This window comes from Treponema porcinum (assembly GCF_900167145.1).
GTDB lineage: Bacteria > Spirochaetota > Spirochaetia > Treponematales > Treponemataceae > Treponema_D > Treponema_D porcinum.
In genome coordinates, this window is sequence record NZ_FUWG01000003.1 from 6,684 (window position 1) to 19,731 (window position 13,048).

The 13,048-nt window shown below is 42.8% G+C and carries 10 protein-coding genes and 1 riboswitch; of the genes, 7 read left to right on the forward strand and 3 right to left on the reverse strand.

The features are described from left to right. Window positions 1-111 precede the first annotated feature (111 nt). Entirely contained in the window at window positions 112-879 is a 768-nt protein-coding gene (locus B5D55_RS01805) for a DUF4469 domain-containing protein (RefSeq protein WP_078932286.1), read from the reverse strand. 433 nt (window positions 880-1,312) lie between these two features. On the opposite strand from B5D55_RS01805, the gene B5D55_RS01810 reads away from it, so the two are divergent. Together B5D55_RS01810 and B5D55_RS01815 are read left to right on the forward strand one after the other, a co-directional pair. Beyond that, window positions 1,313-2,656 (forward strand): AAA family ATPase, encoded by a 1,344-nt coding sequence (locus B5D55_RS01810; RefSeq protein ID WP_078932287.1) that lies wholly within the window; start codon window positions 1,313-1,315, stop codon window positions 2,654-2,656. After that, entirely contained in the window at window positions 2,647-3,771 is a 1,125-nt protein-coding gene (locus B5D55_RS01815) for a DNA adenine methylase (protein WP_234975358.1), read from the forward strand. The genes B5D55_RS01810 and B5D55_RS01815 overlap by 10 nt, the downstream gene beginning before the upstream one ends. A 29-nt stretch (window positions 3,772-3,800) precedes the next feature. Here B5D55_RS01815 and B5D55_RS01820 read toward each other — a convergent pair whose 3' ends face one another. Further along, entirely contained in the window at window positions 3,801-6,299 is a 2,499-nt protein-coding gene (locus B5D55_RS01820) for an endonuclease MutS2 (RefSeq protein WP_078932288.1), read from the reverse strand. Window positions 6,300-6,359: 60 nt separating this feature from the next. After that, complete coding sequence (rsgA, locus tag B5D55_RS01825) at window positions 6,360-7,325, reverse strand: ribosome small subunit-dependent GTPase A (RefSeq protein ID WP_078932289.1); 966 nt, start codon at window positions 7,323-7,325, stop codon at window positions 6,360-6,362. Between the two features lie 126 nt (window positions 7,326-7,451). Here rsgA and B5D55_RS01830 point away from each other — a divergent pair, with 126 nt between their 5' ends. The 5 genes from B5D55_RS01830 (at window position 7,452) to thiD (ending at window position 12,710) form a co-directional block, all read left to right on the forward strand. Then, window positions 7,452-9,104, forward strand: a complete 1,653-nt coding sequence (locus B5D55_RS01830; protein ID WP_078932290.1) for a putative manganese-dependent inorganic diphosphatase — start codon at window positions 7,452-7,454, stop codon at window positions 9,102-9,104. Window positions 9,105-9,156: 52 nt separating this feature from the next. Beyond that, window positions 9,157-9,266, forward strand: a riboswitch (TPP riboswitch). An 84-nt stretch (window positions 9,267-9,350) separates the two neighbouring features. Then, complete coding sequence (locus tag B5D55_RS01835; RefSeq protein ID WP_078932499.1) at window positions 9,351-10,199, forward strand: hydroxyethylthiazole kinase; 849 nt, start codon at window positions 9,351-9,353, stop codon at window positions 10,197-10,199. Between the two features lie 66 nt (window positions 10,200-10,265). Next, window positions 10,266-11,210, forward strand: a complete 945-nt coding sequence (thiE, locus tag B5D55_RS01840; protein ID WP_078932291.1) for a thiamine phosphate synthase — start codon at window positions 10,266-10,268, stop codon at window positions 11,208-11,210. After that, complete coding sequence (locus B5D55_RS01845; protein ID WP_078932292.1) at window positions 11,207-11,884, forward strand: HAD family hydrolase; 678 nt, start codon at window positions 11,207-11,209, stop codon at window positions 11,882-11,884. Before thiE ends, B5D55_RS01845 begins: the two co-directional genes overlap by 4 nt. 37 nt (window positions 11,885-11,921) lie before the next feature. Then, complete coding sequence (thiD, locus tag B5D55_RS01850; RefSeq protein ID WP_078932500.1) at window positions 11,922-12,710, forward strand: bifunctional hydroxymethylpyrimidine kinase/phosphomethylpyrimidine kinase; 789 nt, start codon at window positions 11,922-11,924, stop codon at window positions 12,708-12,710. The last annotated feature ends 338 nt before the right edge of the window (window positions 12,711-13,048 follow it).

The window sequence follows — 13,048 nt, forward strand, 5'->3', positions numbered from 1 at the left end:
ACTTTTAAATTCAGCCTGAATTTACTTTTAAATTCAGCCTGAAAAAAAGGCTGCCCGTAAAACGGGCAGCCTTTTTTTCACTACAATAATTTAATCAAGTGATGATGTTTTTCAGCCGATGCGGAATGTCCGTTCCGTAATACATTCCTTTATTTCTTTTGACAGTACTTTTCCAGATAAACTCTGAGTCCGTATCATAAGCCTGTATGTTCCCTCCTCCAGTTCAGAAGGAACTACACAACACAAAGAACCTGATGTGTTACGTCCAAGTTTTTCTGCACCAAGCTTTACATTTTTGGATTCATCTTCTGTATTTACAAAATACAGTCCGACTTCTTCGTTTTGTCCCTGAACAGCAATGTTAGTACCCTTTATTTCAAGAAAACCGTTACGGGTAAGTACTTCGCTTCCCTTTGTTTCAAGGTCAAATACTTCTGTAATAACAGGAACAATCGAGTTTCCCCTGCGGATTACGGGAGTTACTTTTTGAAGAATATCCTTAACTTTTGAACTTACGGTTGAGGTCAAAGAAAGTGAATGACGCTCTGTACTGTAAGAATCATTTTGGGTATTAAATGTTCCTGAAAGACTCAACCAGCACCTTGTAATTCCGTCATCAACTGTACAACCAGTAAGAATTCTGGCAATTTTTGCACTTCTGAAAAGTGCGGCTGCTTCAAGAAGCTTTTCTTTTGAAAAATCACCTGCAATGCCTGAACTTATTATGTCACAGGCAAGGTCGTCAACGGTACATGTTCCCTGACTTATTACACGTGCAAAATACGAAGGTGTATTTCCCAGATTATTTTTATAGAGTGCAAACGGCACTTCATTAGATTTGTGTTCAATCTGAACAGCATTCAATGTATTGATATTCATATGGTCATCTCCTATATATGAATAATAAGTAGATGTATGCTTTTTATACTTCCATTTTATAATTTAGCCACACATCTTTATATAAAAGGCCTGATTCTGTTACTGACCTTATCCACCATTCAAAAAAAGAAACAGATTTTCAGAAAACTTCTGTCCATTTCTTTTTGTCCCTCTGCCGTTCTTTTTAAGGCCGGCAGTGCCTTTTTTAATCTATCATTTTGAACCTCCTTAGTTAATTCGTAAAAATCGAATTAACTTACAACACAAATATACACTTCCTGCAGGAAATTGTCAAACAATAATTCGTAAAAATCGAATTATTGTTTATTTTTTTCTAAAGAAATACTTGAAACATACCGAAAATAATATATACTATTCGAACATTACGAAAAAAAACTTTTTTACTATTGAGAGTATAATTATTGGAGGAAAAATGCTTATATCCTTTTCCTGCGGAAATTTTCTTTCGTATGATTCCGTTCAGACTCTTAATTTAAAGAGCGGAAAAAAACTCCGTACAAAAAAAGACCATCTTTTCTATTCTGAAAATGCCGGAACAATCCTTAAATTTGCTGCCATTTACGGTGCAAACAGTGCCGGAAAATCAAATCTTTTTAAAGCAATGAATGTTGTACGCAGTTTTATCCTTACAGGACAGCTGGCTCAGAATTCAGCAGAACTGTACTGCCGTATAAAAAAGCAGAATATTGGAAAACCGTCTTTTTTTGAGATCACCTTTCTTGTAGATGACATTCCGTACACCTACGGACTTAAAATCGACATGCAGCGCAGGATTGTTGTATCAGAATGGCTGTTTTTTACAAAAGGAGAAAACAAGCATTACCTTTTTAACAAAGACGAGGCAGGGGCAAAAATTAAGTTCGGCTCAGTTCTTTCTGACTGCGAGGAAATAACCGTCCTTTCAAATGTTTTTTCAGGCGGAGAAAGCCCTTTTCTTTACTGTATGAACCACAATACAAAATCGTTCTATGAAAAGAATCCTAAGGCTGTAATTCTTAAAAAGATATTTGAATGGTTCGCCGTACATTTTGAGGTAATCTACCCGGAACAACCTATAAGCGACACTGCCCTTTTATACGAATCTATGACTCTTAAGAAATATGCCGATTACCTTAATTTTTTCAAGACTGGTATTGTTGATATAGAGAAAAAGGAAGTAAGCGAAGATTTTGTAAAATCAAATCTTTCTGTAATTGACCGGGCAAATATAGACCTTCAGATAAACCTTGTACGGACAAACAACCTTTTTACAAAAGAAAAAAAAGAATGGTCTGCGGTCATACGCAACAGGGCAAATATATTTACAATAAAAATGGATAAGAGCGGAACCGTAAAATTTTACGTGCTTAAATTCATACACCAATACGGAAACGAACGCGTAGCATACGAAATGCGCCGTGAAAGTGACGGTACTTACCGCCTGTTCCAGCTGCTTGATGTTCTTCTTACTGTCAAGAACAAAGTTTTTGTAATTGACGAAATAAGCCGCTGCATGCATCCGCTTTTGACGATTAAATTTGTAGAAATGTTTTTAAAGCTTGCAAAAGACAGAAACGTGCAGCTTATCGTTACTACTCACGAAACCCGCCTTATGAAACATGAATTCCTGCGCCGTGATGAAGTATGGATATGCGACAATAATGATGACGGTTCAAGCAAACTGTCCAGCTTTAATGAACAGCAGGTACGCATAGATAAGGTTATGGATGAGAATTATATGGAAGGAACCTTCGGCGGAATTCCAAAATGGGAATAACTATGGACACTGCTTTTGAAAATCCTGAATTTCTTACTTCTCAGATTATTACGTATATCGGAAACAAGCGGACGCTCATATACGATATAGAAAGCCAGATTAAGGAAATAAAAAGCGTCCTTAGAAAGGAAAAGCTTGTATGCGCAGACTTATTTTCCGGCTCTGGAATCGTATCCAGAATGTTAAAATCTCATTCATCCCGGCTTATCGTAAACGACCTTGAAAACTATTCGTTCATCATAAACTCCTGCTACCTTACAAATAAAGAAGATTTCAGCCGGGAAAAATACGCTGACTTCCGTAAAAAAATTCTTTCTGAGGCAGAAAAAACTCCTCAAGAGGGAATTATCTCGCAAAACTATGCGCCCAAGGACGACCGGAACATCCAGAAAGACGAACGGGCATTCTACACCAGGCAGAATGCGCTGCTCATAGACACATACCGCGCGCTCATCGAAGACATTGCTGATGAAAAATACCGCAGGTTCTTCCTTGCGCCGCTGATTACGGAAGCTTCGGTACACGTAAACACAAGCGGCGTATTCAAGGGGTTCTACAAAGACAGTACAACTGGAATCGGATGCTTTGGCGGAAAGGGAAAAAATGCACTTTCCCGCATAGAAGGCATAATTCAGCTTAAAGAACCGGTTTTCAGTAATTTTTCCTGCCAGTGCGAAATCCATCAGGAAGACACAATTTTACTTGCAGAAAAACTATCCGGCATAGACATGACGTATCTTGATCCGCCGTACAACCAGCATCCTTACGGTTCTAACTATTTTATGCTCAATCTTATAGCAAAGAACAAAATCGATGCAGAAACAAGCAGAGTTTCCGGCATTCCGAACAACTGGAACCGTTCTTTGTTCAATAAAAAAGCTGCGGCTCTTTCTTCTCTTGAAAAAATCATACAGACAATCGATTCTAAATTCATCATTATTTCGTACAATTCAGAAGGATTCATATCGTTTGATGAAATGGAACGGATGCTTGAATCTTACGGGCCGCTTAAAACGGTGGAAATAAAATATAATACGTTCAGGGGAAGCCGCAACTTAAAAAACCGGTCTATTCACGTAAGCGAATATCTTTTTATTCTTGAAAAACAGCGTTAATGAACCTAAGAATTCCTTAAAAAAAACAGTTACCGAAGCGACACGTAAGTTTTTCCAAAACCGCCGTCTTCCGGCGGTGCAAATGTAAAGTTCAGTACGGACGGACAGTTTGAAAGGTAGTCATGAACTGTCTGCTGAAGTACGCCGGAACCTTTTCCGTGAATGATGCTGAACTGCCTGAAATTATTAAGCGCACACAAATCAAGCTGACGTTCAAGCGCACGCACGGCTTCTTCTGCACGAAGCCCAAGAAGCCTTAGTTCAAAGGCTGGTTTTTCTTCTGCACTGCCAGATTCAGCTAGGTCAACGGAATAACTTACCGAAGGTTTGAGTGCAGTTCTATTTTTCACAAGAACAAGTTCGCTCTGGCGCAGGGTCATTTTTATGCTTCCGAAAAGCACCGTCCACCTGCCTTTTCCGGCGGGCGCGTCAATGATGCCTGTCTGATTTGAAGAAACAGATTTTACTTCCGCGCCCGGTTCAAACACAGGTTCTTTTTGCAATGCGCTGTTTTCCTGCATTACAGAAGAAGAAATGCTTACTGCATTTTTAAGCGCATCGGACGTTTTCATCCTTTTTTTTGAAGGTTTATGAGAAATGCGCTTTTTTTCCTCGTTTTCAAGGCGGAGCGTTTCTTCTGCAATCTTATGTTCTTCTTCAGAAAGTTTTTCATCCCTTTCAGAAACAGCTGCCGTAAAATCAGAAATAAATTTCCTTACGCCAAGCGTTTTTTCACGCGTAACTTCACCCTCTTTAAGAACGCGCACAAGATTTTCAAGGTCTTTTCTGGTCTGCACAAGAAAATCCTCTGCTTCACGCTGAATTCCTTTTTTTATTTCGTGTTCTTTCTGCCTGAGCTGCAAGGCTTTAAGGTCATTTTTGCGTATGCTTTCCAAAAGTGCTTCTTCGCGTTCCTTTATTTCGGCTAAAAGTCCGTCAAGTTCGGCATGCTTTTGGGTAAGCCCTTTTATAAGGGAAGAAACGTCTGCCTTTTCGCTTACGATATAGTCCCTGGCTTTCTGAACAATGTCTTTTGGAAGACCTGATTTTTCTGCAATTTCAAGTGCGTGACTTTCGCCGGGAATGCCCATCATAAGGCGGTATGTAGGACTAAGGGTATCGCTGTTGAACTCTACGGATGCATTTATACATTCGGGGTGCGTATAGCCGTAGTTTTTTATTATTCCCTGATGAGTCGTTATAAGCACGAAAGATTTTTTTTCGATAAGACGGTCAAGCACTGCCATAGAAACGGCTGCTCCTTCCTGCGGGTCAGTTCCGCTTCCAAGTTCGTCCAAAAGCACTAGTGACGATTCACCGGCACAGCGGACTGCGCGCGCTATATTCTTCATGTGTCCGCTGAACGTAGAAAGAGACTGGTCAAGAGATTGTTCGTCGCCTATGTCCGCATAAATTCCGCTGAATACAGGAAGGCGCGAACCTTCTTTTGCAGGAACAGGAAAACCGCACTGATTTAAAAGCGCAAAAAGTGCAATTGTCTTAAGCGTAACGGTTTTTCCGCCGGTGTTAGGGCCTGTAATTATAAGGATGCGCTTTCCTTCCATAAAGCGAATGTCTACAGGAACAGCCTTTTCACCTAAAAGCGGATGACGCGCGCCAATAAGCAGGAGCGGTTCTTCCTTACACGTATCGGCAAAAACACAGCCGTTTGCCTTTCCCCATGCGGCAGCTGCGCGCGTTCCGTCAAGTTTTTCCATAATTTTTAAAGCCTGCACCAAATCAAAAGAAAAAGGTGCGATTTTTGAAACTACGTCTACGATAATGCGCCGTATTTCCGCCTGAAGTTCAAATTCCGCCTCTACAAGTTCGTTACTGCACCGCACGCTTTCTTCCGGCTCGATGAATACAGTCTGCCCTGTGTGCGAAACTTCGTGAATTATTCCGGGAACGGAAGCGCGCCTGTTTGATTTTACTGCAAGCACCTGCCGTCCGTTTTTAAGCACAGGAACAGCAGATTCCAGAATGTCTGCGTATTTTGTGCCGGATGTAAACGAGCGCAGGATACTTTTTATTTTTGCATTAAGTTCTGCAATTTTTGCACGGATAGCGCGAAGTTCCGGTAAATCCCTAAGCTGTCCGTCAGAAGTCATAATGCGGTTTATTTCACCGTATACACTAGAAATATCAGGTATTGAGCGCACAAGGGATGCAAGCGATTTTAGGTTCAGTTCTTCTTCCGCATTCAAAACGGCATCTGTAACGTTCTTTACGGCAACGCAGAACTGAAGGACAGAATGCAGCTGCTCAAGGCTTACGGCTGCTCCCTGCACGGAAATCATCTTGAAAACAGGAAAAACCGGCTGCCATGAATTAAGCGCATTGTTCCGCGCCGTATGAATGTAGGTAAACCATTCACGGCTTAAATTCTTCCGCGCCTCAATTTCATCGCTTTTTGAAAGAGGCTCAAGATGTGAAAGCATATAAGCGCCTTCTTCACTTACGCAAAAGCCGGCTATTTCATCACGTATTCTGTAAAAATCTAATTCTGTTAAAGTTTTTTTATCCATTTGTTTGCAGTAATTCTACCGGCTGTACCGGCGCAGGCTACATTAAGGGTTAAAACAAACCTAGTCTTCCCACGTCTTGTTTTTTATCTGTTCCATAATGCGAAGCCAGCTGTCGTAGCGTTCCGCCGTAATTTCGCCGTCTTCAACAGCCTTACGGATACGGCAGCCGTTTTCGTGAGTGTGCGAACAGCTCATTCCAAAAGTGCACTGTCCTAAAAACGGCTTGAATTCCTTAAAATACAAGGCCAGGTCTTCCGCTTCAATTCCGTGGAGCATAAATCGGCGTATTCCTGGAGTATCTATTATAGAAGCAACGCGTCCTTTTATTCCGCCCGTAAGGGAAACGTTCAGGCGAATCCTGTTGAGAGTACCTTTTGTTGTTGTGTGGCTTCCCCGTCCGTATTTTTTAGAAAGGCTTCCTGTCTTAAGGACGCACGTATCGTCAAGCACGTTTACAAGACTAGACTTTCCTACTCCTGACTGCCCTACAAGCGCGCTCAGGTGGTCTTCAAGAAGTTCTGCAAATTCTGCAACACCCTCGCCTGTTTTTGCAGAAATGCGCATAACCTTGTAGCCAAGCTGTTCCCATATAGAAAGATATTTATCAACGTCTATTGTGTCATCAGTTCCGATTAAATCGTATTTATTGCACACAATCACCGGGGTAAGCCCAAGCATTTCTGCCTGAGCAAGTTCCCGGTCAATAAACCTGGGACGGAACGGCGGTTCTGCCGGTGTAGTAACAAGAATCATATAGTCAACGTTTGCCGCAAGAAGCTGCGGACATCTTCCCTTTACATTCCACCGCACAAATTCATTTTTACGCGGAACAAGACTTACGACCTGCCCCTTTTCTTCATCAATAGAGTCTGCTTCAATTTCTACGATATCGCCTGGTGCAAGCGGATTATAATATTCGGTGTCAGACTTAAGCACCTTTCCCTTTATGGAACACGACCGCGTAATTCCATCATCACACTCAACTTCAAAAAAATTATTAGATCCGGCTAGAACAGTTCCTTGCATATATCTGAATTATCAATTTTCAGCGCAGGATTGTCAAGACAACAGAAAAGACGGCTAAAAGAAGCACCGGAAGTACAAATATTCTTTCTCATTTTCACGCGCGGTGATTTGTGATAGTATAATTATATGGAAAAAACAGTATATATTTTCGGTCATAAAAATCCGGACACAGATTCTGTTGTGTCTGCAACTGCGTATGCGCGGCTGAAGCAGCTTCAGGGATTTGAAAACTATAAGGCAGCGCGGGCGGGACATTTTAATCCGCAGACGGATTATATTTTTAAGAAATTCAACGTGCAGTCTCCTAAATATATTTCAAACCTAACGCCAAAAGTTGAATATTATATGGAAGATGAATGTCAGGTTGTAGACGAAAACAAGTCTGTATGGGCGGCAATAGGCGAAATGGACAGTGCTCACCTTCGCGCCCTTCCTGTAGTAGACAAAGACGGAAAGTACAAGTCGCTTTTACACTACTCTGCATTTGCGCAAAAACTTCTTGACATTCTGAACCCTGAAAATAAAGTAAGCATTTCAACAAGCATCGGGCTGATTATCCGCACAATGAATGCGCAGCCGCTTATCGTTCATAATCAGGAAGAAATCTTCAAATCTACGATTCTTGTAGGCGCGGCAAGCGATGATACTTTTTCAAGAATGCTTGACGAACATAAAAGCGAAAACATCATTGTAATCACTAGCGACCGCGAAAAAATCTATGAAGCATGTATAGAACGCCGCGTAAAGCTTCTCATAATTACTTCCGGCTATATGCTGAACAAGGAACTTAAGGAAAAAGCGCAGCAAAACGGCGTAAGCGTCATTATGAGTCCGTACACCACAAGCGATACGGTGATGATGATTGCATATTCAACGCCTGTAAGCCTTATGGCAGACCCGGAAATTCAGCCGGTTCACCCGGAAGATACAATCTCCAAAATCAGGCAGGTTCTACTTGATTCTCCTATCCGCCGTCTTCCTGTTGTTGATGCAGAAAACAAGGTAATCGGCATTATTTCCGAACACGACCTTACTAACGAGCCGAACATCCAGCTTATCCTTGTTGACCACAACGAACTTTCACAGGCTGTAGAAGGAATAGAACATTACAAAATTCAGGAAGTCATTGACCATCACAGAATCGGACCTTTGAGTACAACATATCCGATAACGTTCATAAACAAGCCTATTGGCTCAACGTCAACAATAATCACTACGCTGTATCAGGAAGCAAAAATTCCTATTCCAAAGGAAATTGCAAGCATTCTTCTGTGCGGAATTTTAAGCGATACGCTGATTCTTCAGTCAACTACAACAACAGACATAGACAGGCAGACTGCGGAGTATCTTTCAAACATCACAGACCTTGACATTCAGACACTTGGAAAGGAAATTCTTACTGCTGGAAGCCGCATAAAGGGAAGAACGGCAACAGAGGTCATTCATCAGGATATGAAAGAATACCGCGAAAATAAATCAGTATACACGGTAAGTCAGATTGAAGTAGGAAACCTTAAGGAAATTCTTGACAGGAAAAAGGAATTTCTTTCTGAACTGGAAATCGAGCGGCGGAGCAACAAGGCTGTATTTGCAGCTCTTTTAGTAACGGACATAACGCAGCTTTCAAGCATACTGATGATGTCTACCGACCCGAAATTCCAGCCGTTCATTACATTTCCTAAATTGGAAAACGACATCTACTTTTTAAAGGATGTAGTAAGCCGCAAAAAGCAGCTTATTCCTCTAATCACCGAACAGGTAGAAAACTACGAGCGGTAATTTTTTGTACGTTTTTGAAAATTGCAATTTTCAGGCGTTCACTATATAATGAAAAACGCAGATGGGGAGCTGGTGCAAAGCCGGCTGAGAGTAGGCTGTATGCCTTGACCCTTAAACCTGATTTGGATAATGCCAACGTAGGGAATGCGCTCCGACCGTGCAGGACAGGAAAGTCTTTATACCTGTCCTGTACGCGTACTGTCTTTTCCTTCGCCCATTTCAGAAAAAAATTATAAGGAAAAGCTGATGACAAAAAATGAACTTACTGCACAGATGTGCGAAGCAGTAAAAAAAGTACGGGAGCATAATCCTATGGCTCCTTCAATTACAAATTCAGTAACAATTAATTTTGTGGCTAATGCGCAGCTTGCAGCAGGCGGTTCTGCGGCTATGGTGTACCTTCCTGATGAGGGAGAATTTCTTGCGGAAGTCAGCAAGGCGTTCTACGTAAATGCAGGAACGCTTCTTCCGGTGTACGAACAGTCGCTTCCGCGCACATGCAAGGCTCTTTTTGAAAAAGGATGCCCTTGGGTGCTTGACCCGGTAGGAATAGGAATAGGAAGCCTTCGCACTCAGCTTCTGCGTACTATGAAGGAATATAAGCCGGCCGTCATTCGCGGAAACGCCTCGGAAATTATTGCCGTAGCAAAACTGTGGAATCTTCTTTCTGACAAGGACGATTCTGCAAAATCAAAAGGTGCGCGGGGCGTTGACTCCACGGACGAAGTGCTTGCGGCAAAAGAAGCGGCACAGGTCATTGCGCGCTATACAGGCGGCGCTGTTTCCGTAAGCGGAGAAACTGACCTTGTTACAGACGGAACTGTTTCTGTTTTGTGCCGCGGCGGTTCTCGCTTTCTTCCGATGATTACGGGTGCCGGCTGTTCTCTTGGTGGAGTAACGGCAGTTTACTGTACGGAAGCATCTCCGTTCATTGCATCCCTTACAGCTACAAGCGTATACAACATTGCTGCAAAGGATGCGGAAAAAAACTGTTCAGGTCCCGGCACGTTCCAGGCCTCATTTTTAGACAGCATCTACCTTCTTACTACAAGAGCAGAAAGAATGAAAGATGCAGACATTGAAATTTTATCGTAAACACAGGCGAAGTGCTGAGTAACCGCTTCAAGTGTTAATCAGTACTTCCCTAAGGAAAGGTATAAAATGAATACACTTATAGCATTTTCAGTTGCACCGTTCGGAGCAGGAGAAGAACTTTCTGATGCTGTTGCCGAAGTTGTACAGATTATACGTAATTCCGGCTTGAAAAACAGGACTTATTCAATGTTCACGGAAATTGAAGGCGAATGGGACGACGTTATGCGCGTAGTAAAAGATGCTACGTTCGTTCTTGCTCAGAAAGGACTGCGCACGGAACTTGTACTTAAGGCAGACATACGCCCTGGCTACACAAATACTATGGACGGAAAACTTGAACGCCTTGAATCGTCCATTAAGAAAAACAAAAAAAGCGGACGGTGCGCACAAAAAGATTTAACGCTGTACGCAATTACTGACCGTCACTGGCTTAACGGCCAAACGCTTAAAAGTCAGGTGGAAAAGGCACTTAAAGGCGGAGCTACGATGATTCAAATCCGCGAAAAAGACCTGAACGAAAAGGATTTTCTTTTAGAAGCGGAAGAACTGCTTGCACTGTGCCGTTCGTACAATGTTCCGTTTATCGTAAACGACAACGTGGAACTTGCAGTAAAAATCGAGGCAGACGGCGTACATGTAGGACAGAGCGATATGAATGCGCGGGATGTGCGCGCCCTAATCGGAAACGATAAAATTCTGGGAGTTTCAACGCAGACGGTAGAACAGGCACTTTTTGCACAGGAATGCGGCGCAGATTATCTTGGAGTCGGCGCAGTATTCCCTACAGGCTCAAAGGATGATGCAGAAGTTCTGGACAGAAAAACGCTTATGGACATTTGCAAGGCAGTTTCCATTCCTGTTGTTGCAATCGGCGGAATTACAAAAGACAACGTACGGGAACTTAAAGGAACCGGCATTGCAGGAATTTCTGTTATAAGCGCAATTTTTGCACAGAAAGACATTCAGAATGCAACGGCGGAACTTTTAAAACGGACGGAAGAAATTTTATGAGCATAATCCGCGGCGCAGTTTTTGATTTGGACGGTACCCTTCTTGATTCCATGAATTTCTGGAAAGACTGCGGAAAAGATTTTGTACGCGCGCACGGTATTGAGCCGGAAGAAGGTCTTTCTGAAAAACTGTACAGAATGAGTATGGCGCAGGGCGCTCTCTACCTTAAACAGACGTATTTTCCAAGCGCAAGCGAAGAAGAAATAGGCAAAGGAATTGAGCAGGTTCTGCAAGATGATTATGCAAAGCATATTCAGCTTAAGGACGGCGCACAGGAAACGCTTGATTTTCTTTCTTCGCGCGGAATTCCGTGCGCGCTTGCTACTGCAACGCCGGAACAGCTTTTCCGCCCTGCCCTTACGCGCCTTAATATCGAGTCGTATTTTTGCGCGGTGCTTACATGCCCTGCACTCAATACGTCAAAGGAAACGCCGCTTATCTACCAAAAAGCTGCTGAATTACTAAAAACCGCGCCGGAAGAAACGGTCGTGTTTGAAGATGCGCTTATTCCCATACGGACAGCGTATGAAGCAGGCTTTTTTACCGCAGGAGTATACGACAGTTCGTGCGGAAACGACATTTCCAAAATAAGGGAGTACAGCTGCGTGTTCCTTGAAAGCCTTGCGGACTTTACGGAAACAGTAAAAAACGGCGCGCTTGTAATTGCGCAATGATGTAACCAGAACAATACGGGAAGGTAAAAAGAAACAGATGTACACAGCATTAACTATTGCAGGGAGCGATTCAAGCGGCGGTGCCGGAATTCAGGCGGACATAAAAACGATGACGGCGCATGGTGTATACGCAATGAGCGCAATAACCGCACTTACGGCGCAGAACACTACGGGCGTTTTTGCAGTTTCGGAAGTAACGCCGGATTTTTTACATGAGCAGATACGCGCTTGCGTAACGGACATTGTTCCAGGCGCAGTAAAAACAGGAATGATTCCGTCTGCAAAAAGCGTAGAGGTAATTGCCTCGTGCATACGAGAGTTTGACCTTATGCACGTTGTAGTAGACCCGGTAATGGTTGCTACAAGCGGCAGCCGCCTGATTGACGAAAATGCCTGCGAAGAAATGAAAAAATTACTTTTTCCGTGCGCAGAACTTATAACGCCAAATATTCCGGAAGCAGAACTTTTATGCGGCATAACGATACGTACGGCAGAAGACATGGAAATGGCGGCGCGTTCCCTTATGGAAAAATACGGCTGCGCCGTTCTGTGCAAGGGCGGACACAACGTTCAGACGGCAGACGATTTTCTTGCTTCTTCGGACGGCTGTATCTGGCTAAAAGGAAAGCGCATTGATAATCCGAATACGCACGGTACCGGCTGCACGCTTTCAAGCGCAATTGCTTCAAACCTTGCAAAAGGAATGTCACTTGCAGAATCTACATCACATGCAAAGGAATATATTTCCGGCGCACTTGAATCAATGCTTGATTTAGGACACGGAAGCGGCCCTTTAAATCATACATGGTGCTTTGAGGGGTTTTAGGGAGTTTCTTCTGAAACGCCCCCTAGGAGAGGGAGGTGGCAGGCTTCCTCCTTCCTGTTATGACAGAAAATGAAAGATAAAATCTTTTTCTGCAATTTTTACTATAGGAGGGTGTAATAAAAACTTTGCCTGAAATAGCGTCAAAGTTTTTATTTAAGGTTTAATACAAACCTTAAAAACGGAGAAGTCAAGGCTTTAAGCGACAGCGTGCCTTGACTCGACGTATTCACAAGTTCGCGTTGCGAACTTCCTTATCAACTGCCGCTTCTCATTTCATTGCGAAGCGGCATAAAAAGTCAATCGATTGTCGAAACAATCTTCTTGACTTTTTATAGGAG